Consider the following 24,911-nt stretch of genomic DNA (forward strand, 5'->3'; position numbering starts at 1 on the left):
GAGAAACTTAAAAACTAGCAAGTCACAACAATTGAGTAAATTTTACCTAACATTCTTTAAGCAAAGTAAACTCATTTTAAAAATAATGTATAAAATCTAAACAATATGACTCATACTTTAGTCTAATGATGAAAAATTATTTAAAATTAAAAGTGCTATTTTTTTTGATCGTTCATCTAAAATAGCACACCATAGCCGTCACTTACGTTGGTTTGTTCATGAACAACAAAAGAAATATTTATAAAGATACTGAGCACCCTTTTGCCCAGTTTGTTCGCATTATTGGCAAAGGGAAAAACGGTGCACGTTCTCTCAGTTATGAAGAGGCCTATCAAGCCTTTGACATGATTTTGAAAAACCAAGTCTTAGATGTGCAGCTTGGCGCATTTCTGATGTTACTCCGTGTGAAGGAGGAGTCTGTAGATGAACTGGCAGGTTTTGTTCAAGCCACTCGTGATCAACTACCATTTACTGCTCTCGATGTCGATTTAGACTGGTCTTCTTATGCGGGTAAACGTAAGCACTATCCATGGTTTCTTTTGGCAGCGCTGACTTTAGCCAAAGCGGGTTATAAGGTTGTGATGCATGGTGCATCAGGTCATACCATTAACCGTATTTATACCGAACAAGTATTAGAGTATCTCGATTTTAATATTTGCCAAAACCAAGCAGATGTGGAACAGGAATTAGCAACACATAATTTTGCTTATTTACCTTTACATGCCATTTCCCCGATTTTAAGCGACCTGATTTCCCTGCGAAATGTGATGGGGCTTCGTTCACCTATTCATACCCTTGCACGCTTGATCAATCCGTTTAATGCCAAAGCGACTTTGCAAGCTATTTTCCATCCAGCCTATCGTGGTTCGCATCAACAAGCAGCATTTAAACTGGGTTATCAAAATAGTGCTGTCATTAAAGGCGAAGGTGGCGAGTTTGAACGTAACCCTGATGCTAAAACGTTAATCTGTGGTATTAAAAATGGTGAACTTTACGAACATGAACTACCAAAGCTCACCAACAACCGCAGCCCAATCGAAGAAGAACTGGATTTGGCCGAGTTTAAAGCAGTTTGGCTGGGTGAAAAACAGCACGAATATGGTGAAATGGCAGTGACTGAAACCATTGGCATTGCACTATATACCATGGGAATCTGCGAGCAATATGAAGAAGCGATGCAACAGGCAAAACGTTTATGGCAAAACCGTCTCCACTAAGCACGTTCGATACTCATAAACGTTAAAGTAAAAAGCTAAGCACTGGGCTTAGCTTTTTATCTTTAAAAGAACTTAAATAAATTTGATAGGCTGGAAATCGTCATGCTGATGGTGATGATCATCATCACACTCTTCACCGTCTTCTTTCGTGCCACGGTCGATATAACCACTGCGCTCATCCTCAGGTAAATGTTTCATTTCCCACGCATAGACCGCTTGCATCGAAATTTCACGCTGTTCTTTGGTTAACGCAACCCCATTTGGCCATTTACCAATTTCAACCGCTGTTCTTAAACGCTCAACAATTTCAGGATTGAGCACAGCTAACATTTGTTCAATATTCATGATTTAATCCTGCTGAAAAGAGTCAAAATCTTGATTCCAGCCGAGTTTGGTTCGGCATGACATATAAAAGTCATAACCCGGCGGATGTAATAAATTCAGTTTAAAGGGATGTTTACGAATATGTAAACTGTCACCGACATTTAAAGATACGCTGTGCTGACCATCGGCACTAACCATCGGTAATACACGGTTTTCACGAATGAAAATCTTAATTTCACTGTGTCCACCCACCACAATTGGGCGTGAAGACAAAGTGTGGGGATGCATTGGAACTAAAGCGATCGCATCCATACTCGGATGTACAATGGGTCCACCACCAGACAGCGAATAAGCTGTTGAACCTGTTGGAGTCGATACAATCAAACCATCACTATGTTGACGATAAACATATTGGCCATCAATATTGAGCTCAAAGTCAATCATATGTACCGATTTACCTGAGTGCAACACCACATCGTTTAGGGCAATCGCATCATAAATGGTTTCACCTTTTGAGCGAATTTCCATTTCCAACAGGAAACGGCGGTCCAGTTGAAATTCACCTTTTAAGACTTGATCGAGCTTAAAAATCACTTCTGTTGGCTTAATGTCCGTTAAAAAGCCCAAGCGACCTCGGTTTACCCCAATTACAGGGGTATTGTATTTCACCAAAGCTCGTGCGGCATGAAGAAGTGAACCATCTCCACCCACCACAATCACCAAATCGACCACTTCACCCAGAAGTGCTCGACTGACTGTTTGTGTATTTTTATAAGGAACGAGTTCAGCTGTTTCCGCATCGAAAACGGGATGTAACCCTAAACTGAGAAGATGATCATGAATAAGACATAAGGTTTCGACGACTGAAGACTTATCTGGACGCCCAATTAAGCCTATGTTTCGAAATGTTTTATGTGAAATTTGCACCAGCAACATCGCTCCGCTAAGATTCCCGCCTATCATAGCATTATTTATTTAAATTGATTCAAAACTAAAGTGACTGCTTCTATACAAATATTTATCTCTATATTTCAATTTGTTCACAGTTTAATTATTGCAAATTAGCGAAAAGCTTCGCATGATTAGCACAATTTATCAGGATCTTATCAGTATTTATGAAGTCAGAACGTGGCATCGGTATAATTGCACTGATCTTCTGCATCTTAGTCATTGCAGCTTTTTTGGTCTTTAGTATTTATTTAATAAGACTAGATTCGGTTGTTCGTGACAAGTTTGAAGGAAAGCGTTGGGATATCCCTGCGAAAGTATTCGCACGTCCGCTTGAAGTGTATACCAACGCACCGATTAGTCAGGCTGACTTTACCCAAGAGCTCAAACTTTTGGGCTATAAGTCCTCTGAAAACTATACCAAATCAGGCAATTATGTCAGTTCTGGCAATGAGTTATATGTGCATACACGTGGCTTTGATTTTGGAGATAGTGTCGAACCTGAGCAAGTGCTTAAAGTCACCTTTGCTGATGAACAAGTCTCTGAAGTAAGTGCCACTAAACCTTCCTCTACAGGGATTGCACGCTTAGAGCCGATGCTCATAGGTGGGATCTATCCACAGCATAACGAAGACCGTGTACTGATTAAACTCGATAAAGTCCCTAAACCATTAATTGAAGCCTTAATCGCAACGGAAGACCGTAATTTTTATAGCCACCATGGTATTTCAATCCGTGGTACTGCACGTGCGATTGTGAGTAATGTCACAGGTGGAAAACGTCAGGGTGGTTCAACGCTGACCCAACAGTTGGTGAAGAACTTCTATCTCACTCCTGAAAAAACCATTAAGCGTAAAGTAAATGAAGCATTTATGGCTTTATTGGTTGAACTTCACTACAACAAAGATGAAATTTTAGAAGCGTATCTCAACGAAGTAAATCTCGGTCAAAATGGTAATTATTCAATTAATGGCTATGGCTTGGCTTCACAGTTCTACTTCGGCATGCCTTTACGCGAACTGAATATTGCACAACAAGCGTATTTGGTTGGTTTGGTACAAGGTCCAACCTTATATAACCCTTGGCGTAATCCAGAAGCGGCTAAAAAACGTCGTGATATCGTTTTAAACAACATGTTGGTCATGGGCTATTTGACTCAAGAACAGTATGAAACTGAAACGGCTCGCCCTTTAAATGTGATTGCCAAACCAACTCTCGGCCCATCACGCTTCCCAGATTTCTTAGACATTGTACGTCGTCAGTTGCGTACCGAATACCAAGAAGGTGATTTAACCAATCAAGGTCTACGTATTTTTACAACACTCGATCCGATTGCCCAGACCAAAATTCAAGACTCGTTTAAAGCAACAGTTAATCGTTTGAGTCGCGGGTCAAATCGTTTAAAAGAGTTGCAAGGTGCTGTATTGGTTGCGCATCCTGAAAATGGTGAATTAGTCGCAGCAGTAGGATCAACACAAGATTTTACTGGGTTTAACCGCGCATTAGATGCCAAACGTCAAGTTGGCTCACTGCTCAAGCCTGTAATTTATCTCAGTGCAATTCAGTCAGGTCGCTATAACTGGGCTAGTCCTGTTGAAGACAGTAGTATCAGCATTCAGTCAAATGGTCAGTCATGGACACCAAAAAACTATAGTGGTGGCGAACATGGGGTTGTACCGATGGTACAAGCTTTGTCTCATTCTTATAACTTATCATCCGTACGTTTAGGTCAAGAGTTTGGTTTATCAACATTTAGTAATCACTTAAAACGTTTCGGTGTGACTAGCAACATCCCAAGCTATCCATCTATTTTCTTGGGTGCGGTAGACATGTCTCCAATGGAGGTACTTGGCATTTATGGTAATTTTGCAACAGGGGGCTTTAAATACCCAACCAAAGCGATTCGTACCGTTGTCGATCAAAATGGTCGCCTACTGACCCGTTATGGTCTAAACGTCCAACAAACTATTGACCCTTCTTCTGCCTACGTCCTGAACTATGGACTCCAACAAGTGATGACTTCGGGCACGGGACGCTCTGCTTACAATACTCTTCCAACGTCACTCAAGCTTGCAGGAAAATCTGGCACCACCAATGACACCCGTGATTCATGGTTTGCAGGTTACTCAGGCAACTATGTTTCTGTAGTATGGTTAGGACTGGATGACAACAAACAAACAGGCTTAACAGGTTCTTCAGGTGCTTTACCTGTGTGGACCAATGTAATGAGTCAACTGCGTCAAAAGCCTGTCAATTTACGCCAACCCGATGATGTTCAATGGCACTGGATTGACAGTGGTTCAGGCTATCTTGCAGCCCAAGGTTGTGAGGGCGCAATGTATATTCCTCTACTTCGTAACACCATTCCCCGAAAGGCAACTGCATGTGGCTTGCCTCATTATCAAGTTGAACCCACTTACAATCCTGAAACAGATGGTAACCAAGCTACACCTGAACAAGGCGACAGCATAGACAACTATATTCGTGAAAGTGAATCAAATATGCAACGCAACCTAGAAAATGACACACAGGTCATTTCAAGCGGTAGCTACCAACCTGAATAAATAGGACGGATTTAAATTTTGATGTGGTTTAAACGTTTAAGTATCTTAGCAATCGTCATAACTGTGGCAGGCTGTCAAAGCCTCCCACAGCAAACTGATAAAAAAATGCCAGAGAAAGCTGAGCCGAACAAAGAGCAGCAAACACCATCAGGTGTAACGATTCACCCTTATGATCGCGAAGAAATTCAACGTCAAAAAATTGTGATTCCTGAACAAAAGACCAAACAGCAGTTTGATGATGGTCGACAACTCCCTGCATTCAAAAACTTGATGCAAAAAACACAAACCGCTTACCGCCAAGGTCAGTGGAACCAAGCTCAAGGTTTTGCTATGCAGGCGCAACGTATCGCCCCACAGTCAAGTGAAACCTTCCTGTATTTGGCGCTAATTGCCAATCAACAAAAACAACCTGCAAATGCAGAATCACTCGCGCGTCGCGGCCTGAGTTATGCGCAAAGTAATGCCATGAAAAAGCAACTTTGGAGCATTATCTTAAAAGCTGGTCAAATGCAGAAAAACCAAAAAAACATTCAACAAGCCCAGACTGCAATCAAAAGCCTGTCTTAAAAGTACGCTCCATTAAATGGAGCGCTGACCTGCTATACCATAAGCACCATAACTTTGTGCTTTGGCTAAATCAGCTAACTGTAAGCCACCTAGGGCAAAAATTGGGATGTGAATCTTTTGAGCAATCAGACTAAACTGCTCCCAGCCCAAAGTGGCACTATTCGGATGGCTTAAAGTTTCAAGTACAGGGCTAAGTAAAATGGCATCACAGCCAATATTCTGCGCATGTTCTGCACTTTCTGTGTCATGACAAGCCGCAATATAACGTTGACCAACTTTTAAATCGCCTTTACGAAGTTGCATCAGTTGAGATTGTTTCAAGTGTATAGCCGCAATCGCATGCTGCTGTAAAGGGTTCAGCTCTTTCCACAAGCTTACATTCACAATGACTCGCGACAGCTGTTCCACACTCAGTTCCGCTATATTTAAAAGATGCTCAGGGCTTACAGGTACTCTCCAATACATCATTTGCTGTTCAGCTAAAGTCTTCAACAGCGTAATTTGCTCAGAAATCTTAATCACCTGCGGAGCATACAGTCGCTTTAAAATGGCCTGATTGGCTTTAGGAAAGTTTAAATCCTGTAACTCGGCACGTTTAAACCATGCCCAAGGCACACGAATGTCTGAAAGCTGATGATCTGAGACAATGCCATGAAACAAATGTAAATGCACAATGACGTCCTCATATTCAAACTGAATACTGTCAAAGGCATGCCAATCTGTAATATCAATTCCAACTTCTTCTAAAACCTCACGGCGACATGCGTGTTCTGTGGTTTCACCTGACTCAACTTTCCCGCCTGGAAATTCGTGCTTATTACCTTGATGTTGCTCAGCCTGACGCCATCCCACCAATACTTTGCCTTGATGTAAAAGAATAGCTATAGCAACTTGAACCAGAGGTTTTGACATAATCAGATTCCATTTCAGATGTGTAGTGTGTTAAGTGACCATATGTAACGATATAGAAGTTTTTTATATTTTCAGCGAGAAAATGTTGACAGCCCCATTCGATAATGATTATCATTTAAAACGTTCAATATACACCACGGAGTCGCCAGAATGAACGCACCATTTAGCTTATTTACTCGTAACGAAACAGCCCATTCACTACCAATGCTACACTCGAACAACTTATTTGCCCTAGGCCGTGAAATTCGCATTATGCACGCAGGAGAAGAGTACCGTCTACGACTCACACGCAATAATCGACTCATTCTAACCAAATAAGAATTATAAAAATTCAATAACAATAATCGTGGAAACAAGCAGTATGTCAGCGCGTACTGCTTTTTAATTGATTTAAAATATTCATTTTAATTTTATCGCTAAAAAAGCATGCTCTAAACCTTAACAACATCCAGCATCAATTCAACGCTTAAACCGCCTAAGTCAGATGGGCTAAATAACAACTGCCCTGCGTGTAAATCGACAATTTTTTGACAGATGGATAGACCTAAGCCTGAGCCTTGTGTTTTTGTACCTAAAGCCCGATAGAAGCGTTCACCCAAACGTTGGATAACTGTCACATCTACACCATATCCGCTATTTTCAATACTCAGTCTAAGCTGCTGTCTTTCAATCGTCAGCGTCACAAAAACTTTTGCCTGCTCAGGACTATAACGAATCGCATTATCAAGTACATTCCGTAGTGCACTGAATAAAAGCTGTTCATTGGCAAATACATAGACCTCTTTTGCAAGTACCATCTGAACCTCAATCTGTTTTGATTCTGCAAAAGGCTGTAAGGCTTTGACTACATCTTGTATTAACAGACTAAAATCAAATTTGCTTTTGGCTAAACTTTGACTTTGCTCTGGATCTAACCGTGCCAATAAAAGTAAATTATCGAGAACTTGTACCCCACGGCTCACATCTTGCTGAATTGGATTAAACTCCTGCTCTAGCTCAGGAAACTTACGTTTGAGTACCTGAAGCCGCATTTGTATCGCAGACAATGGAGAACGTAGCTCATGCGAGGCATCTGCGGTAAAGCGTTGCTCTGCCACTAAGGCCTGATCTAAACGAGCCAATAGAGCATTCAACTGAGATAACATCGGTTGTAGTTCAATCAGTTCAGGTTCTGGCATAGAAATAGGCGCTAAATCATTTACCGATTTATTTGAAATTTGCTCTGAAACTTGGTGGATCGTCCGAAACTTGCGTCGAATCGCAAAGTGCATCAATAGCCATTGTACGCACCAGACTAAAAGCAATACCCCACTAAAAATCAAGATGGTGTGCCCAAAGGCTTGAAAACGATCCGACATCAACTGAATGACTTGTACCTGCAATCCATGCTCATCCTGCGCACTATAAATACGCCAAAGTTTCTGCTCTGACCAGTAAAAGCCATAAGGTGCATCTGAAACCAAACTCAAATGATCCACGGTTATTTTTTCTGGCACATCTTCTGAGGCAGTTAAAAGCTGTTGTGCGTTATCGAGTCGATAGCGAATATCAAACTCATCACTAAGTTCAGCCAAGGCCTGACCATTGCTGACAGTTAAGTCATCTGCCAACAACATATCGGCCATTTCATCCATGATCTCATCTTGCATAGACATGGTCTGATAAACCGACACTCCAATAAACATCAGCAAGGCCAAAAGCCCCGCCAGTATCGAACTGAGGAGCGAACTTTTAACGAGCTGACGTTGTAATGAAACTGGTTGAGCCATTATGTGTCCTGATTCATTCTATAACCCAAACCACGGATGGTTTTAATACAGTGGCTACCGAGTTTTTTCCGCAGTTGATAAATAAAAACCTCGATGGCATTGCTTTCGATTTCATCTCCCCACGCATATAGGCTTTCTTCTAACTGCTCACGTGTCACCACATGTTCAGGCTTGAGCATCAATTTGTGCAAAATTTGAAACTCTTTGGCGGTCAAATTCACGGATTGACCATTTTGAGTTACGCTTTTGGCTTGTGGATCGAGTTGAATATTGGCATAACTCAATATATGCGAACTGCTATTTTGTTGCTGTCTCAGTTGTAGGCGAATACGAGCAGATAATTCCTCCAAACTAAAGGGTTTAACCAAATAGTCGTTGGCGCCCAAATCTAGCCCTTCGACCCGATCTCGAATGCTGTCACGCGCAGTGAGAAAAATCACAGGCGTCGAGAGGTTCTTGCCACGGACTTTCAGCAAAATGTCATCACCTGTGGCATGTGGCAATCCACGGTCTAAAAGCACACAGTCATACTGATGCTGTTCAATCGCTAAAATGGCATGATCGCCCCGCTCCACCCAGTCCACACTATAACCATCCATTTCAAGCCAAGTTTTAATACTTTCAGCTTGAGAGGCATCATCTTCTGCTAACAATATCCGCACTGCTGAACCTGCCTTATCCCTGTTGTTTAAATCATGCCGTGAAATGATGAAAAATACAAAAACCACAGGGCTAAGATCAAATCTAAGCCATGTGGTTTTTTAAGAAAGTCCAATTAAGGTTGGACTAGAGTATTTAGAATTTCACTTGATCTACATCAATTTCAACGCGTTTTGTTGGTTTATAGTCAATATCCACTTCACCGATAATGGTTACAGGTATTTTAGCCGAAATCGCTTTGCCACCCCATAATTCATCATCAATATCGACAGTGATTGAACCTGTTTGGTCACGAAATTCATATTTTTCATCACCAATTGCTTTGACCACATAACCTTTTAACTGAACATGGCTGTCATCTTTTAAAGTTAATGCATGCTTAACCGTAGTTGGCGTTGAAGCAGCTACAGCCGCTTGGTTCACCGCTGTATTTGCTACTGCCACAGTTGTCGAACCAATCACACCAGCAACCAATAACGCTTTCATCATCATATTCATATCCAGTACCTCTATTTAATTGTTGATCTATTTGATGAAGTTATTAAACCAAAATTAGATGAGCTGAATCTTAAGAAAGCTTCAAGTAAAACATTAAACGCTTAGTTGAGAGGTACGACACGCAACACTTCTTCTAGCGTGGTGACTCCCTCTAACACTTTTCGTGCCCCTGCAATCCGCAAAGGCTCAATGCCTTCTTTTTTGGCCTGCTGACGCAGTGCAGTCAAATCACCATTTGCACCAATTAATTGTTTAGCCTCTATGCTAATAGGCATAAACTCATAAATACCAACTCGCCCTTTGTAGCCCGTTTGACGACACTCTTCACAGCCTACTGCGGTAAAGACTTTTTCAGGCATCTCCATAATATAATCAAAAGTCAGGTGCTCCCACTCTTGGCTATTGATTTGTTTTTCCACTTTACAGTGTGGACATAGGCGCCGTACCAAACGTTGTGCCAATACACCCAAAATGGTGGCTGCAGTTAAAAATGGTTGTATGCCCAAATCGTGTAAACGGGTTAGACTAGAAGGCGCATCATTGGTATGTAGGGTTGAAAGTACCAAATGCCCTGTAAGTGCAGCTTGAATTGCCATATTGGCCGTATCATGGTCACGAATCTCCCCCACCATAATAATGTCGGGATCTTGGCGCATGAGTGCACGAACACCATCAGCAAAACCTAAGTCAATACCTGTGTTGACCTGCATTTGGTTAAAGCTTGGTTCTAACATTTCAATTGGGTCTTCAATGGTACAGACATTCACCTGTTCTGTTGCCAACTGTTTCAATGAAGAATAAAGCGTGGTGGTTTTACCTGAGCCTGTTGGTCCTGTCACCAAAATAATGCCATGACTATGTGAAGTCAGTGCCTTCCAATCACTGAGCAAATGCCCATCAAAACCCAACTGCTGAAAGCTACGTACCAAAACTTCTGGGTCAAAAATACGCATAACCAACTTTTCACCAAAGGCCGTTGGCAAGGTTGAAAGACGTAGTTCTGTTTCTTGTCCTTTGGGTGTACGTGTTTTTAAACGACCATCTTGTGGCTTACGTTTTTCTGCAACGTTCATTCGACCTAAAATTTTAATTCGCGAAATGACCGCCGTTAAAGTATTGGCAGGCATGTTATAAATCGTATGTAACACACCATCAATACGGAAGCGTACTTTACCATTGTCCTTACGAGGTTCTAGGTGAATATCACTGGCACTTTGTTCAAAAGCAAACTGTAAAACCCAATCAACTAATTTAACAATGTGTTGATCATTGGCATCAGGATTTTGACTATCACCTAATTGTAACAGGGCTTCAACGCCTTTATTTTCACGATCATAAATTCCAGACTTCTGTGAATTACTCACAGCGCGACTCACCTGATAATACTCCACCATATAACGTTGTAATTGTTCTGGGCTGAGCAATACGCGCTGGATTTTTTTCGGTGCGACATTGTGCTCCAAATTCGCTACCCAATCCTTCATATAGGGTTGATCTGTCGCAATCAACACTTGATTGGGTTGAACCTCTACGGCCAAGATTTTATTGCGGAAGGCAAACTCTTGGGACATCACCGAAGTCAAGGCTTGAACATCAGCTTTGAGTGGATCAATCACATAAAACGGTAACTGGGTTTTTTCGGCTAACCATTGACATAATCGGTTCAACGTCAATCTGGACTGAGGGTGTGACTGATCCTGCATATTAAAATGGGCAATCCATTGTAAAGGGTGCCACTTTAATTGATCCCGTTGACGGTGCGAGGTTTGTACGAGATTTTTTTCTTTTTCAGTAATTCGCCCATCTTTAAAAAGTTGATCTAAGCACCAAGTGGTATCAATTTCAAAATTAAAATTCATTGTTATACGTCCCCAAACAGAACACCACTATAGCAAGATTTTCGAGATTATTTTGTACAAAGCACAGGCAAATCCTATAAATATAAAAAAGCATGTCAGCTGATCAATATAATCATGAAATGACTACGCTTTTTCTCTATTTTGACTTGAATCCACCACCTACATTCGCCTATATTTTAAACGACTCATTTGTTTTTATGAGGTAGGCTTTGGACTTCAGTACCATTTCAATCGACAACTATGCTTTATCTGACGTCCTGTTTACATTGGCCTCAGCTTTGGGCTGTGGTTTGCTCATTGGTCTAGAGCGAGAAAGAAGCAAGCAACGAGAAAACCAACAGAGCTTTGCAGGACTGCGCTCCTTTGCCATTTGTGCCCTTCTCGGTGCTATTTGCTTTTTATTTGGTGTCACCATTGGTATTGTGGGTGCGCTGATCATTGGAGGTATTGTCCTATTTTCCATGAAAAACCAAACTGAGGACTTAGGCTCAACCACTGAGCTCGCCTTTGTAATGACTTATTTTATTGGCGCCATGTGCCTGTGGAATGCACCTTTAGCAGCAGGTTTAGCCGTACTGCTGACCATTATTCTCATGACTAAACACTCCATGCACAGTATTGCAGGAAAATGGATTACAGAAGCAGAATTTAAAGACGGTATTTTCCTATTGGCTCTCATTTTAATAGCCCTTCCCTTAACACCGAATACGCCTTTATGGGGCGCTGTGCTGAATCCTTATATCATTTTAAAATTAGTCACACTCATTCTGGCTGTTCAAGCCCTTGCACATATCGCCAAACGATTGTTAAGCACTAAAAATGCCATGATTTTATCCGCCATTGCTTCTGGTTTTGTATCCAGTACAGCCACTATTGCTAGCTTGGGCATGGAGGTTCGAGCAGGTCGTGCACAGGCCAAATCCAATGCAGGTGCTGCTCTGATGTCATGTATCGCAACTTTATTGCAACTGCTCATTATTGTGGCGGGCGTCAGTATGCTCTGGCTCAAAACAATACTGTTACCCACTCTAATCGCATGTTTGATTTTAGGACTCTCTGCCTATACTTTAGTCCGCACTGCCCCAGCTCAAGAACAGCAACTGAGCAGTGATTCACGCATGTTTAGTTTAAAAGAGGCAGGAATTATTGCCCTGAGCTTAACTCTCATTCAGGCAGGAGTATATGGACTTCACCTGTGGCTAGGCGAAGCTGGCTTAATTGCAGGAACTTTACTGGCCTCTTTGTTTGAAATCCATGCGGCGATGGCAACCGTGGTGATGCAAGGTACCCCCACAGATACTGCTGTTATATCCGCCTTTATATTTGGTTTAGCCGCACATGCGATTGCCAAATCTGTGAATGCCGCTTTAACAGGAGGGATGCAATACTTTATTGCTTTTGCACCGATTCAAATTTTACATATGATGGTTTTAATCGGCTTACTGTACTGGATGATTTTTTAAAAAAACTTAACTTACTTATTTTTATGAAATTTATTTATTTATTCAATACTATTAACCTATAATCAGCCCGCTTTATTTTTAAACAACAACGTTATTAATAATAAATTTTTTGAATTGGGTACTTTATGAAATTTAAAATATTATCATTTGCAATTTTTAGCACACTCATGCTGAGTGCATGTGGTGGAAGCTCTGATAGCTCAAATAATACAAGCACGAGCAACAACTCAACAACTACTGACTCATCAAATAATAATTCAAATACCGCTCAGCAATGGGAAATATTCCGTATTGATTATTGGTATGATCAACTCAATCAATTTGGTGATTTCAATGTACTGAATACGCAAATTACACTGGTGGATGGTAAAGCCTATGCCACTTTAGATGCAGATGATGATACAAATGAAATTTATTTAACTACGCAAGGCGAGTATCAAACATTCGGCTCAACCCATAGTCGTTATGGCACTTTAATGGGTGAAATGACCTTTTCCAATAATCAACTCAAACTTCGCCCTTATTCAGCAATTGGTTCTACAGGATTAGAATTCACGTCAACTGTCAGCAAACGTGATATTTCAGGCGAAAGTCTACTTGCAACGGTAGACCCTGAGTTGAATTGGAACTTGAACTATCCTCAATATAGCGTCAAATATTCAGATGAAATCAATACAAAATTAAAAGCCTACCAAGCTTTAAAATTCCCAGCAGGTTCAATCTGCCTACTGGAAACCCAATATTCTAATAATCAGGAATATTTACTTTTAGCTGAAAAAGATGATGAATATCAACGTCTCTTTAAAGAATATACAGAGCGATTTACCAACCAAACTAAACAAGAGTATTTTAAGCTCACAAAATTTAAAAATGTTCTTGCCTACCATTACAGTCCTGATGGAACTGAGGCAAATGCTTTCATTGGATATGCTCAATACAAAGACAGTTACTATTCAAGTTCAAAAGTAAATGCTGGGGTAGAGTCCAATCTTGCAGATGACATTCAATCAGAGAAAGACCTCATCACAAACAATATGTCTACCGAAGAGAAAAACGCACGTTTAGCTAAGGCAGATGGCTTAAATAAAGGTTGTGACCTGTATAATCCAATTGCAGCAAGTTATTTAGAACAAAACTTAAAGTTCTAAATTACTTGAAAAGCATGCTACAGATGAATGTTTTAATGGCTACAGGAACTCAAAGTTCCTGTATTTCCACACACGTTTCATTTACCTTAAATTTCACATCTAAGTTTGCAAATCTCATCCCATAAATTCGCGCTTCATCATCTTGATATGCAGGTCGTGGGTCTAAAGATAAAACTGCCTCAAGCTCCTGTACTGTCTGCGTAGAAATTTTGCCATTTGCTAAAAGCTGCTGCTTCTGTAGCAAAGCCAGATCAGACCACACCACCACCTTTCGTTTAGGCTCATCTTGTGCATAACCACTTTCAGCATCTAAAACTGCATCTGAATAGTGAATATAAGGCTTAATATCAACGATTGGCGTACCATCGAGCAAATCACTCCCTGTAACATACACACGAACTGACCGCCCTTCTTTTTTTACCTCTTTTAATTGAACTACAGATAGGCCTATTGGCGCTGGACGATACATGCTCCGTGTGGCAAACACTCCTATTTTTTTGTTGCCCCCTAAGCGAGGTGGTCGAACTTGTGGACGAAACTGTGCTTTTTCTTGATTCTTATTGTCATGAAACTGCCAAACCAACCATAAGTGACTAAAAGCCTCAATCCCCTCAAAGGCCAAAAGATCATTATAAGGGGCTGACATTTCAATATAGGATTCCACTTGTACCAAATTAGGCTGGCGAGGAATACCAAACTTTTCTTTATAAGAAGAGTACATATAACCAATAATTGGCAAGGTTAACTCAGTTATCATCACTTTTTCTAATAAGCTCAATTAAATATATTCAGTTTATCGAGAATGATTTTAGATTAGAATAGCAAGCTGTTCTAATTTGATAATTTATTGAGACCTTTAATGGCTGCTTTCAACGTCGAAAAGATTACTCACGTCCACCATTGGAATGATACTTTATTCTCTTTTAAAACGACGCGCGACACTGCACTACGTTTTAAAAACGGTCAATTTGTGATGATCGGCCTTGAAGTAAATGGCAAACCGTTAATGCGTGCTTATTCTATTGCCAGTGCAAACTATGAAGAAGAACTAGAGTTTTTCTCAATTAAAGTTCCAGATGGCCCATTGACATCTATCTTACAGAAAGTAAAAGTGGGCGATGAGATTCTAATCTCTAAAAAACCAACAGGGACTTTGGTTCTCGACGACTTAAACCCTGGGAAAAACTTATACCTCCTTTCTTCAGGTACAGGTCTTGCACCGTTCTTGTCTACAATTCGTGACCCAGAAACCTATGAACGCTTTGAGAAAATCATTGTTGTACATGGTACTCGTTTCATTTCTGAATTAGCCTACCAAGACCTAATCCTAAATGAACTTCCAAGCCATGAATTCTTTGAAGAACTTGGCATCAAAGACAAATTGGTTTACTACCCAACGGTTACTCGTGAAGAATATCCAAACCAAGGTCGTGTAACGACAGCGATTGAAACTGGCGAATTGTTTGAAAAAATTGGGCTACCACGTTTCAACCCAGAAACTGACCGCGCTATGCTTTGTGGCAGCCCAGCATTCTTAGATGACGTTGCAGCACTTCTCGATCAACATGGTCTAAAAGAATCACCTAAAATGGGTGTACTGGGTGATTATGTTATTGAACGTGCATTCGTTGAAAAGTAAGATCGTATAAAGATATTAAAAAACCGAAGCTTAGGCTTCGGTTTTTTTATTTACTCTGCTTGTCTTTTTCTCTAATATTTGTACAAAAGAACAAATCTTAAATTTATACAATGACCTTTCCAAAACTCAATTTTAAAGACTATTTACACCCAAGACCTCAACCTAAAGGTCTCGATGTACAGTGTAAACTTCGGCATTTCGCCCTCATTACTTATGCACTCGACCCTACACGCTTCAAAGACATTATTCCCCCTCGATTTAAATTAGACACTATCCTTTATCAAGGTCAACAATGTGCTTTGATGTCTGTCGTTCCTTTTATTGATGTTGACTTTAGCTCCGCCGTCTACCCTTTTCCTAAATTTACTATGGGACAAACCAACTATCGAGTGTATGTGATTGATCAGGAAACGCAGGAACGTTGTGTTTGGTTTCTAGGCACAACTTTGGACTCTTGGACGCTGATCTTTCCACGCTATGTTTGGCAACTGCCATGGCATCCAGCCCAAATTGAGTTTGACTGTCTACAAGATCCGACTGGCTTATACACACAATACAAAATGCGAACCCAATCTGCATGGGCTAGCTCTGAAGTGAATTTAATTCAGGCTCAAGATGACCACTGGTTTTTTGAAGGCTTTCCAGATTTAGAAAGTTACCAAGTCTTTCTTACACATCCTTTGGCAGGATTTTATCATCGCCGTGATGGCAAACTCGGTACATATCGTGTGTGGCATGAGCGCTTAAATCCTAGACCCGCAACACTGCACTACGCGCGCTTTGAGCTGTTAGCAAGGCTTAACCTTATATCCTATGAAGATCAACTCAAGCCTTATAGTGTACTGATTGAACCGATCAATGAATTTACAATTTACTTACCCCCAAGCGTACTCGAAACTGTAGCAAATTAAATTCTAAAAAAATTAATTCTATTTAAGTTATTGAATACTAGAGGCAATGAATAAATTTCAGCCAAACTCAAGACATATTGGTTGTTTTTCTCCACAATTTCTCTATAATTCAACAAAACAGACAAGTCTGTCTATTTTTGCTGAAATACTGAATGACCGAAAACATTCAGAGGGTACAAAAAAATATAAGAAGGCACGTTTAAGTTGCTCATATTCATATCACTCATTAGTGTCAAATAATGAGTGATATGAAAAATAAATTATTATCAGCAAAGCGCGATAATCTAACAGTTATCGCGCTTATTTATTTTTGATTGAATTTTATAAAAGTCTGCATGATTTCAATCAATAAGAATGTGATTCTTAGATGCCACATTCTTATTTTTAATAATTTAAGCCGCAGCTAATTCCATCTGAATCAATGTATTCACACGCTTCCAATACTCTTCCAAATGCACTTGATTTGGGTCAATTTGAGCTTGAATAGTCATTCCATCCAAAATACTAGAAAGAAAACCAGCCAACTGTTCATCTTGCTTCACCCCTAAATGATGCAATGCTTGGCGCAACTTTCCTTTTAACCACTCTTTATAATCAATTGCTGGTTGGAGCGATGACGGATAAATTTTTGAAATTTCTTCGACTGCTTTTTGAAACATGCAACCATTAAAGTCTGTCGTATGAAACCATGTATTATACCATTCAAAAATTGCGCGAATATGTGAGAGATAATCACTTGGGTCACACGCAGCAATCGTTGCATCGAGAGACTGCTGCAAATTTTGGTTTCTAGTCACTAAGCATTCTTCAATTAATTTAGCTTTGGAAGGGAAATATTTGTAAAATGTCATTTTAGCAACGCCAGACTCACTAATAATTCGATCCACACCGATAGAATTGTAGCTATGTGAGTTAAAGAGATTAAGCGCTGTATTAATGATGTCTTCTTTTTTTGACATTTATTTTACCTGATGCACAAAACTTTAAAATTAGGCCACTGCCCCATAAGAACACCACAAGAATATGAAATATATCGTTTCAAAACGATATTATATATCAAATTTAAAACAACACTGTTTTTTTATGGAAAATCTCACTAACATTAAAATAAGCACATGAAATATAAGAGATTTAAATTAAATAAAAAAACTAGAAGAATGCAACCTTTTTCACTATGATAAAAAATGATGAAAATTAAAATTTAACGCTCTATGAACACCCTTTCCTTTACTCAGTCTGAACATACCCGCGAAGAAGTTTTATACTTTATTCAGCACTCCTTAAGTCCAGAGTTATGGAAATCAAATACTCAAGTGGTCCATGCCCTAAAGCAGGCAACAGGAGATCATGCCTTATTTAAGCATCCTATCCTTACACGGTTGTACCAATGTCAACTGACCCTTGAGCAGTTAAAATTAATTCATCTGAATTATTTTACAGCTATTGTCAAAAATTTTACCGATGCCTTAAGCATGGTGATCTACCAAGCATTACAACTTGAAAACAACAGTAATATTAAGGCACAAGACCGTATTGCGGCAAAGATATATGCGCGTTATCTACTCTCACTCAATCTTTTTGATGAATTGGGTTTTAACACGCATCAACTTGAAAAAAGCTCCCCTGCAAAATCGCACTTGGTTTATTTTTTAAAGCTGATGCAACAACTCAAACTCGATGTCCCTGACCAAAAACAAACTCAAGCCGAAGCATTCTCTCTTACACAGTTTATTCAAGAGCATATTCATTCTTATGCAGACTTATTGTTGATTTTGGCTTGTACTGAACTGCAAGTGATTAAGTTCAGTGAAGCACTCAGAACAAATCTCGCGGTGTATGATTCTTCGTTTACCAATGGTTATTATGCATGTCATGGTATTGCTAAAGCCAGTGACCAAACTCTTGCAAACGATGATAATCATGAAGACGATATTTGGTTGCTATTCACGCAAAGCTACCAACCAAAAGACGAGTCATATTTTAAACAGCTTCAAGCTGAATATTTAAATCTGTGGAATGACTTTTGGACAAAGATGTATTTGCATACTCACTAATTCATCTTAATAGCTGTACGTCCATGTACACTCTCATATTCGTCTTAAACATGCAGAAGTTCCATCCTATGGAGTGTTAAACGTCAAACTACTGTAAGGCTGTAAACCGAATCTTAAACGCTAAACGTATTCGCAATTACATCCTATTCATATTCTACAGTCGAATTTTCTAAAACGCTCTTTTTCCGCTCAGCTAATGCCTTAGTCACGACTTGATAGCCAGCTGTCAAACCTAACGTTGCCATAATACCTGCAACAATCATATCGGGCCACATACTTCCTGTCCCAAACACACCTATAGCTGCAAAGATAACCGCCACGTTTCCAATCGCATCATTTCGACTACAAAGCCAAACCGATTGCATATTCGAGTCCCCTTCGCGGTAAGCATATAAAATGACAGCACAAACCACATTCGCAAGCAAAGCAATCACACCAATCACGCCCATAGTCATAGCTTCAGGCGGAATCCCTAGCACATAAGCATAAATCACTTTGCCTATCACAACTAAGCCAAACAACGCCATGGTTATACCTTTCAGCAAGGCTACTGTCGCTCGCCAGTATAAACTCGCACCGAGCACTGCCAGTGAAATACCATAATTCACCGCATCACCAAAAAAGTCTAAGGAATCAGCCCATAATGATGATGAATGCGCATAAGCCCCACCAATGAGTTCCACCACAAACATAGCTAAATTAATAAATAAGGCAATCCATAATGCCGTTCTAAACTTACTATTCGGCTTTTGTGGTGCGGGTGTACAACTACAAGAAGAACACGCCATATTAGCGACCTCTATCACTACTTGATCATTTTATATTATGATTAAAAACCATGGAGTCACTCTAAGGTCAAGTAAAATGAATCAACAAAACTCATCTCCTGTTTATTTAATAAAAGACTTAGTCCAAAAAACTGGCTTAAGTGCCGATACCATTCGTTTTTATGAAAAGAAAAATTTATTAGAACCTTCTTTTCGCGGGGACAATAACTATCGCTATTATCAAGATGAGGCGCTTAAACGACTCATTTTTATTAAACGTTGCCGTGCGCTGGATATCTCACTCAAAGAAATTGAATATCTCATCCAATTGGAGCAGAACCCACAACAGGACTGTAGCGCGGTCAATCAATTGATAGATGAGCATTTAAAACAAGTCGAGCAAAAAATAGTTGAACTAAAAAAATTCCAAATTCAGTTGCAACAACTGCGTCAATCCTGTGCCACGCTATCAACCATTGATGATTGTCAAATTTTAAGGCAACTTGAAGCGGAAACTTCTGACGAATAGCAGAACCTTGACATGCCTGATGGCTTAACTTCACTTTTATGCCTAGTCTTCACTTTCTTTCATCTAAATATGCAAAGACTCGTATAGAATTTTTATCTTTTCTTTTTCAAATCAGCGTGAATTTTATATGAGGCACTTTATTTTTTTAATTTCTATCTTTATAAAGACATCATTCTTCGCTAAAAGAAATATTATTTATTATTTAAAATTAAAGCCTTGAATAAAAATTTATGATACTCACTAGCAGTTAAATTCCGAGTTTTTTACTAGGTTGAATCTATTTTTTAAAGCACTACAATAAAACCATATTTTTTTTATGCCTTAGTTTGATCATGAGCATTTCTCACGTTACTGAACTTCTTTCACCGGCTGGTTCGCTTAAAAATATGCGTTATGCCTTTGCCTATGGTGCAGATGCAGTCTATGCAGGACAACCCCGTTATAGTTTACGTGTGCGCAATAATGAATTTGATCATGACAATTTAGCTATCGGCATTCAAGAAGCGCATGACTTAGGCAAAAAGTTTTATGTGGTCGTCAACATTCAACCCCATAACTCAAAGCTCAAAAACTTTATTCGTGACCTCACACCTGTGGTTGCGATGCAACCCGATGCCCTGATCATGTCAGATCCTGGGCTGATTATGATGGTACGTGAGCATTTTCCAGACATGGATGTGCATCTTTCTGTTCAAGCCAATGCTGTCAACTGGGCTACTGTAAAATTTTGGAAAAACATGGGACTGACTCGTGTCATTTTGTCCCGTGAATTATCCATTGATGAAATCGAAGAAATTAAGCAGCAAGTGCCAGACATGGAAATTGAGGTTTTTGTGCATGGTGCGCTATGCATGGCGTATTCAGGACGTTGCATGCTTTCAGGCTATATGAATAAACGTGATGCCAATCAAGGGGCATGTACCAATGCTTGCCGTTGGGAATACAAAGTCCATCAGACTACGCAAGATGAAAATGGCGATGTGATCCCCGTTCAAAATCTGAATACAAACTCCAACTGCTGTTCAAATTCTGATGTTGATGAAGTGCATATGCAAGCACAGCATCAGTTCGATGAACCCGTATTATTACAACGTCATGATGAAGACATGTTTGCTGCTGAAGAGGATGAACATGGTACTTACTTTATGAACTCAAAAGACTTGCGCGCGGTGCAACATGTTGAGCGCTTAACCCATATGGGCATCCATTCTTTAAAAATTGAAGGACGTACCAAGTCTTATTTTTACTGTGCCCGTACTGCTCAAATTTATCGCAAAGCCATAGATGATGCGCTCGCAAATAAGCCTTTTGACCCATCACTCATGACACAACTCGAAGGTCTGGCGAATCGTGGTTATACCGAAGGTTTTTTACGTCGCCACGTACACAGCGAATATCAAAACTATGCAAATGGCTCATCTAGTTTTGACCATCAACAATACTGCGGTGAAATTGTAGAGCGAAATAGCGATTATCTGAAAGTCGATGTCAAAAACCGTTTTGTGGTGGGCGATGTACTTGAACTCATGACCACGTCAGGCAATATCACCTTTAAATTGACAGAAATCCTCGATAAAAAAGGCAATCCAATACTTGAAGCGAAAGGCTCAGGACATGTAGTTGAAATACCTGTTCCTGCTGATGTCGACATGCGTTATGCCCTACTCATTCGTAACTTGCCGCATTCAAGCAATGATATTTCAGCGCCTGCATTGGCTTATGTTGCAAGCTGACTGGGGATAATGCCATGGCACTACGAATAACAGATGCGTGTATTAACTGTGATATGTGCCTTCCTGAATGCCCCAATACTGCTATTTTTGAAGGTGACAAGATTTATGAAATAGACGTCAGCCGTTGTACAGAGTGTGTTGGTTTTTATGACACCCAAACCTGCGTCGATGTTTGCCCAATTGCCTGTATCGAGCCACACCCAGAACACATGGAAACTCAGCAACAACTGCTAGAAAAATTTAAAGGATTGAACTTATTTAGCGTCTAACCTTGGGGAAAGTAGAAAAGAAACCGAGTACTGACCACACTCAGAGTTTCAAAACAAAAACTGGGCAAAGAATAACAATAAACAACAACTAAATGAAAAAGCCAAAGTGATCTGGGGAACACTTTGGCTTTTTCTTTGCCCGAAATCATCATTCCAAAAAAAAAGGAACTCAGGCTGTTAGCGACCAGAGTTCCTATAAAAGTACAACTAGAGCTTAGTCATACAACATAAAGGGAAAAAGCCAACGTAGATTTTGGGAGAGCGTTGGCTTTTTCATTTCACACTTACAACCCAGAACGAATAATATAATCAAAAGCAGACAGAGATGCTTTCGCGCCTTCACCTGTAGCAATAATAATTTGCTTGTAAGGCACAGTCGTACAGTCACCTGCGGCAAATACACCTTTGACATTGGTTTCATTGCGATCGTTAATCACAATTTCATTACGATTTGAAAGCTCAACCGCTGTTTCTTTTAAGAAATCGGTGTTTGGCAATAAACCAATTTGTACAAAGATTCCTGCAAGCTCAACCGTATGTTCTACATCGGTTGCACGGTCTTTATATTTCAATGCTGTCACTTGTGAACCATCACCTACAACTTCGGTTGATAAGGCATTCAGAATGACTGTGGTGTTAGGCAGACTATGCAATTTGTCTTGCAACACTTGGTCAGCACGTAGTTTGGTATCAAACTCAACCAAAGTTACATGTTCTACAATCCCAGCAAGATCAATTGCCGCTTCGACACCTGAGTTCCCCCCACCAATTACGGCAACACGTTTGCCTTTAAACAGTGGACCATCACAGTGTGGACAGTAAGCAACACCACGAGTACGGTATTCTGCTTCACCCGGTACATTCATTTCTCTCCAACGTGCGCCTGTAGAAAGGATGACTGTTTTAGATTCAAGCTTCGCACCATTTTCTAAAGTGACTTCAACCAAACCATTCGCGGTCTCATCTGCACCTTTGATGTTAGAAACACGTTGTAAGTTCATGATGTCCACACCGTACTCACGTACATGTGCTTCCATTTCAGCAGCAAACTTTGGCCCTTGGGTCTTTTGAATGGAGGTATAGTTTTCAATGTCCATGGTATCCATGACTTGACCACCCATACGTTCAGCCACGATCCCCGTTTTAATGCCTTTACGCGCTGCATAAATGGCTGAGGTATTTCCTGCAGGACCACCACCAATCACGAGAACATCAAAAGCATCTTTGGCATTAAGTTTTTCAGCTTCTTTGGCTGCTGAATTGGTATCCAGTTTGGCAATAATCTCTTCCAAAGTCATACGACCTTGACCGATATGGTTGTTGTCTTGGAACACCATTGGTACAGCCATGATTTTGCGCTCTTCAACTTCATCTTGGAAGAATGCACCATCAATCATGGTGGCTGTCGTACCTGGGTTGTAAATGGCAATCAGGTTCAACGCTTGCACCACGTCTGGACAGTTATGACAGCTTAAAGAGACAAATACGTCAAAGTCAGACTGGATGCCCAAAGCTTTGATTGAAGCCAAAACTTCATCTGATACTTTGGGTGCGTAACCTGAGGTTTGTAACAATGCCAAAATCAAAGAGGTAAACTCATGCCCCATTGGTAGACCTGCAAAGAAGACACGAGGCTCTTCACCAGCTTTTGCCACACCGAAGCTCGGTGCACGTGAGTTTTGACCATCAAAACGTGCAGTCACCAGTGGAGACAGTGCTGCAACCTCTTCAACCAATTCTTTGATTTTGTCTGATTTCTCAGAACCGTTCAAAGTTGCGACCAATTCAATCGGACCTTCAAGGCGTTCAAGAAGCGTTTTTAATTGAGCTGAAGTATTTTGATCTAACATGGTTAAGCTCTCCAAAGCAGTCTGTAAAATTATTTGATAAAAGAATCATAGAGTAAATCTAAAAATAGATAAAACAGTTTGTTTTTATTTTAATAATCGGTTTTATAGATTTTAAGGTGTTTTCTTGAATCATTTCATAAAGCTATATGGGGAATTTAAATGATTTTTCAACTGATTCGCAGTTTAGTGAGCTGAAATTCGGTATGATCGAGACAGTTAAAAAATAGGGAAGTAACTGATGCAATTACAACGTGGTATTTATCAACATTATAAAGGGCAACTGTATCAAGTCTTACATGTGGCAACACATAGTGAAACTGAAGAAAAACTGGTGGTTTATCAGTGTTTATATGGTGATTACTCGATTTGGGTGCGTCCATTTGCCATGTTTACTGAAACGGTAATGCTAGAGGATGACCGCGAGGTTGAGCGCTTTAAACTGATTCAAGAAGTATAAACGAAGCTAAGTAAAGTAGAGGGGATTTGATGATGCATGCAGAATTTTTGAGTAAAGTATCGGCCTTATATCATCGCTTTCAAGAACATGATAGTGAGCAAACAGATCGTATTGCACGCTTTCGCAATATTGAACCCGAGTCTGCACAATTTTTGGCGCAACTGCTTCATATTCAGCAGCCTGAGCAGATATTAGAAATAGGTACATCAACAGGTTACTCAACATTATGGCTAGCTTATGCAGCACAGCAAGTGAATGCTCGATTAACCACTTTGGAAATTGATGCTGAGAGAAGTCAGCAAGCCGCTAGTCATCTTGCAGATTTCAATTTATCCAATGGCGTTGAATTTTGGGTCGGTGATGCAGCTGAATATCTGAAGCAGGCGCAAGCCATCTTTGATTTTATATTGCTAGATGCTGAGCGTGATGCTTATATCGACTATTGGCCAGATTTGAAACGACTAATGTGTGTTTCACGCGGAGTTTTGGTGGTTGATAATGTTCTATCGCATGCGGATCAAGTTGCAGATTTTATAGCACTTATTCAGCAAGAAAAGCAGTTTAGTTTGTCTACACTGGCGATTGGCGCAGGTTTGTTGTTAGTGACGAGAGATCATGAAAAACAATCAGGATAAATCCTGATTGTTTGTGCTTGAAAAATTAATGAATACTTAAGCGTGTAAAGTGCAAATCATATTCTAAATATTTATGAACAAAGGCTGTTTTATTATTACATCGAACTAAATTGTTATAAACAAATTCAGGCACGGGAT

The 24,911-nt window shown here is 40.1% G+C and carries 25 protein-coding genes and 1 pseudogene; 14 read left to right on the forward strand and 12 right to left on the reverse strand.

The window, feature by feature from the left end; genetic code table 11:
* The first annotated feature begins 218 nt into the window (after nucleotides 1-218).
* Nucleotides 219-1,217 (forward strand): glycosyl transferase family protein, encoded by a 999-nt coding sequence (locus GBI16_RS01360; RefSeq protein WP_151706375.1) that lies wholly within the window; start codon nucleotides 219-221, stop codon nucleotides 1,215-1,217.
* 72 nt (nucleotides 1,218-1,289) lie between these two features.
* On the opposite strand, the gene GBI16_RS01365 is transcribed toward GBI16_RS01360, so the two are convergent.
* Both GBI16_RS01365 and GBI16_RS01370 read right to left on the reverse strand, forming a co-directional pair.
* Nucleotides 1,290-1,562, reverse strand: a complete 273-nt coding sequence (locus GBI16_RS01365; RefSeq protein ID WP_086207885.1) for a YeaC family protein — start codon at nucleotides 1,560-1,562, stop codon at nucleotides 1,290-1,292.
* Nucleotides 1,563-1,565: 3 nt separating this feature from the next.
* The gene (locus GBI16_RS01370) at nucleotides 1,566-2,504 is read right to left on the reverse strand and encodes an NAD(+) kinase (RefSeq protein ID WP_171264389.1); all 939 of its coding nucleotides are present in this window, start codon (nucleotides 2,502-2,504) and stop codon (nucleotides 1,566-1,568) included.
* 152 nt (nucleotides 2,505-2,656) lie between these two features.
* On the opposite strand from GBI16_RS01370, the gene mrcB reads away from it, so the two are divergent.
* Nucleotides 2,657-5,053 carry a penicillin-binding protein 1B gene (gene mrcB / locus GBI16_RS01375; RefSeq protein WP_151706376.1) on the forward strand — a complete coding sequence of 799 codons (2,397 nt, stop codon included), beginning with the start codon at nucleotides 2,657-2,659 and terminating at the stop codon, nucleotides 5,051-5,053.
* A 21-nt stretch (nucleotides 5,054-5,074) separates the two neighbouring features.
* Complete coding sequence (locus tag GBI16_RS01380) at nucleotides 5,075-5,620, forward strand: tetratricopeptide repeat protein (protein WP_151706377.1); 546 nt, start codon at nucleotides 5,075-5,077, stop codon at nucleotides 5,618-5,620.
* A gap of 12 nt (nucleotides 5,621-5,632) precedes the next feature.
* On the opposite strand, the gene GBI16_RS01385 is transcribed toward GBI16_RS01380, so the two are convergent.
* Complete coding sequence (locus GBI16_RS01385; RefSeq protein ID WP_151706378.1) at nucleotides 5,633-6,532, reverse strand: NUDIX domain-containing protein; 900 nt, start codon at nucleotides 6,530-6,532, stop codon at nucleotides 5,633-5,635.
* A gap of 150 nt (nucleotides 6,533-6,682) precedes the next feature.
* Here GBI16_RS01385 and hemP point away from each other — a divergent pair, with 150 nt between their 5' ends.
* On the forward strand, nucleotides 6,683-6,850 hold the full coding sequence (gene hemP / locus GBI16_RS01390) for a hemin uptake protein HemP (RefSeq protein ID WP_004696105.1): 168 nt from the start codon (nucleotides 6,683-6,685) through the stop codon (nucleotides 6,848-6,850).
* Nucleotides 6,851-6,963: 113 nt separating this feature from the next.
* On the opposite strand, the gene GBI16_RS01395 is transcribed toward hemP, so the two are convergent.
* The 4 genes from GBI16_RS01395 to GBI16_RS01410 form a co-directional block, all read right to left on the reverse strand.
* Nucleotides 6,964-8,301, reverse strand: a complete 1,338-nt coding sequence (locus tag GBI16_RS01395) for a HAMP domain-containing sensor histidine kinase (RefSeq protein ID WP_151706379.1) — start codon at nucleotides 8,299-8,301, stop codon at nucleotides 6,964-6,966.
* Nucleotides 8,301-8,963, reverse strand: a complete 663-nt coding sequence (locus GBI16_RS01400) for a response regulator transcription factor (RefSeq protein ID WP_119063047.1) — start codon at nucleotides 8,961-8,963, stop codon at nucleotides 8,301-8,303. Before GBI16_RS01400 ends, GBI16_RS01395 begins: the two co-directional genes overlap by 1 nt.
* 133 nt (nucleotides 8,964-9,096) lie before the next feature.
* On the reverse strand, nucleotides 9,097-9,459 hold the full coding sequence (locus tag GBI16_RS01405) for a NirD/YgiW/YdeI family stress tolerance protein (RefSeq protein WP_151706380.1): 363 nt from the start codon (nucleotides 9,457-9,459) through the stop codon (nucleotides 9,097-9,099).
* 101 nt (nucleotides 9,460-9,560) lie between these two features.
* The gene (locus GBI16_RS01410) at nucleotides 9,561-11,318 is read right to left on the reverse strand and encodes a GspE/PulE family protein (RefSeq protein WP_086207893.1); all 1,758 of its coding nucleotides are present in this window, start codon (nucleotides 11,316-11,318) and stop codon (nucleotides 9,561-9,563) included.
* Nucleotides 11,319-11,527: 209 nt separating this feature from the next.
* Between GBI16_RS01410 and GBI16_RS01415 the strand changes: the two genes are divergently transcribed.
* Nucleotides 11,528-12,781, forward strand: coding sequence for an MgtC/SapB family protein (locus GBI16_RS01415; protein WP_086207894.1), 1,254 nt, complete (start codon nucleotides 11,528-11,530; stop codon nucleotides 12,779-12,781).
* Between the two features lie 125 nt (nucleotides 12,782-12,906).
* Nucleotides 12,907-13,929 carry a hypothetical protein gene (locus GBI16_RS01420; RefSeq protein ID WP_228267791.1) on the forward strand — a complete coding sequence of 341 codons (1,023 nt, stop codon included), beginning with the start codon at nucleotides 12,907-12,909 and terminating at the stop codon, nucleotides 13,927-13,929.
* Between the two features lie 49 nt (nucleotides 13,930-13,978).
* On the opposite strand, the gene tsaA is transcribed toward GBI16_RS01420, so the two are convergent.
* A complete protein-coding gene (gene tsaA, locus GBI16_RS01430; protein ID WP_151706381.1) occupies nucleotides 13,979-14,686 on the reverse strand; it encodes a tRNA (N6-threonylcarbamoyladenosine(37)-N6)-methyltransferase TrmO in 708 nt (235 codons plus the stop codon).
* Between the two features lie 102 nt (nucleotides 14,687-14,788).
* Between tsaA and GBI16_RS01435 the strand changes: the two genes are divergently transcribed.
* Together GBI16_RS01435 and GBI16_RS01440 are read left to right on the forward strand one after the other, a co-directional pair.
* Complete coding sequence (locus GBI16_RS01435) at nucleotides 14,789-15,568, forward strand: ferredoxin--NADP reductase (RefSeq protein WP_086207896.1); 780 nt, start codon at nucleotides 14,789-14,791, stop codon at nucleotides 15,566-15,568.
* A gap of 110 nt (nucleotides 15,569-15,678) precedes the next feature.
* On the forward strand, nucleotides 15,679-16,479 hold the full coding sequence (locus tag GBI16_RS01440) for a DUF2071 domain-containing protein (RefSeq protein ID WP_151706382.1): 801 nt from the start codon (nucleotides 15,679-15,681) through the stop codon (nucleotides 16,477-16,479).
* A gap of 392 nt (nucleotides 16,480-16,871) precedes the next feature.
* On the opposite strand, the gene GBI16_RS01445 is transcribed toward GBI16_RS01440, so the two are convergent.
* The gene (locus GBI16_RS01445; protein WP_151706383.1) at nucleotides 16,872-17,438 is read right to left on the reverse strand and encodes a TetR/AcrR family transcriptional regulator; all 567 of its coding nucleotides are present in this window, start codon (nucleotides 17,436-17,438) and stop codon (nucleotides 16,872-16,874) included.
* 252 nt (nucleotides 17,439-17,690) lie between these two features.
* Here GBI16_RS01445 and GBI16_RS01450 point away from each other — a divergent pair, with 252 nt between their 5' ends.
* A complete protein-coding gene (locus GBI16_RS01450) occupies nucleotides 17,691-18,533 on the forward strand; it encodes a hypothetical protein (protein ID WP_151706384.1) in 843 nt (280 codons plus the stop codon).
* Between the two features lie 143 nt (nucleotides 18,534-18,676).
* On the opposite strand, the gene GBI16_RS01455 is transcribed toward GBI16_RS01450, so the two are convergent.
* Nucleotides 18,677-19,321: a cation transporter gene (locus tag GBI16_RS01455; RefSeq protein WP_110975967.1), complete on the reverse strand. Its 645-nt coding sequence runs from the start codon at nucleotides 19,319-19,321 to the stop codon at nucleotides 18,677-18,679.
* A 76-nt stretch (nucleotides 19,322-19,397) separates the two neighbouring features.
* Here GBI16_RS01455 and GBI16_RS01460 point away from each other — a divergent pair, with 76 nt between their 5' ends.
* The 3 genes from GBI16_RS01460 to GBI16_RS01470 all read left to right on the forward strand — a co-directional run bounded on the left by GBI16_RS01460 (nucleotide 19,398) and on the right by GBI16_RS01470 (nucleotide 21,831).
* Nucleotides 19,398-19,829: a Cd(II)/Pb(II)-responsive transcriptional regulator gene (locus tag GBI16_RS01460; RefSeq protein ID WP_110975968.1), complete on the forward strand. Its 432-nt coding sequence runs from the start codon at nucleotides 19,398-19,400 to the stop codon at nucleotides 19,827-19,829.
* A gap of 332 nt (nucleotides 19,830-20,161) precedes the next feature.
* A complete protein-coding gene (gene yegQ, locus GBI16_RS01465) occupies nucleotides 20,162-21,562 on the forward strand; it encodes a tRNA 5-hydroxyuridine modification protein YegQ (RefSeq protein ID WP_151706385.1) in 1,401 nt (466 codons plus the stop codon).
* 14 nt (nucleotides 21,563-21,576) lie between these two features.
* Entirely contained in the window at nucleotides 21,577-21,831 is a 255-nt protein-coding gene (locus GBI16_RS01470) for a YfhL family 4Fe-4S dicluster ferredoxin (protein WP_110975970.1), read from the forward strand.
* 284 nt (nucleotides 21,832-22,115) lie between these two features.
* On the opposite strand, the gene ahpF is transcribed toward GBI16_RS01470, so the two are convergent.
* Nucleotides 22,116-23,681, reverse strand: coding sequence for an alkyl hydroperoxide reductase subunit F (gene ahpF / locus GBI16_RS01475; protein WP_151706386.1), 1,566 nt, complete (start codon nucleotides 23,679-23,681; stop codon nucleotides 22,116-22,118).
* Between the two features lie 238 nt (nucleotides 23,682-23,919).
* On the opposite strand from ahpF, the gene GBI16_RS01480 reads away from it, so the two are divergent.
* A complete protein-coding gene (locus tag GBI16_RS01480; RefSeq protein WP_086209344.1) occupies nucleotides 23,920-24,138 on the forward strand; it encodes a DUF1653 domain-containing protein in 219 nt (72 codons plus the stop codon).
* Between the two features lie 29 nt (nucleotides 24,139-24,167).
* On the forward strand, nucleotides 24,168-24,773 hold the full coding sequence (locus GBI16_RS01485) for an O-methyltransferase (RefSeq protein ID WP_086209343.1): 606 nt from the start codon (nucleotides 24,168-24,170) through the stop codon (nucleotides 24,771-24,773).
* Between the two features lie 25 nt (nucleotides 24,774-24,798).
* Here the strand turns inward: GBI16_RS01485 and GBI16_RS18865 are convergent.
* A pseudogene (locus tag GBI16_RS18865) lies at nucleotides 24,799-24,911 on the reverse strand (KTSC domain-containing protein); the annotation flags it as partial.

The sequence above is a fragment of the Acinetobacter sp. TUM15064 genome, from assembly GCF_008980265.1.
In the GTDB taxonomy this organism is placed as follows: domain Bacteria; phylum Pseudomonadota; class Gammaproteobacteria; order Pseudomonadales; family Moraxellaceae; genus Acinetobacter.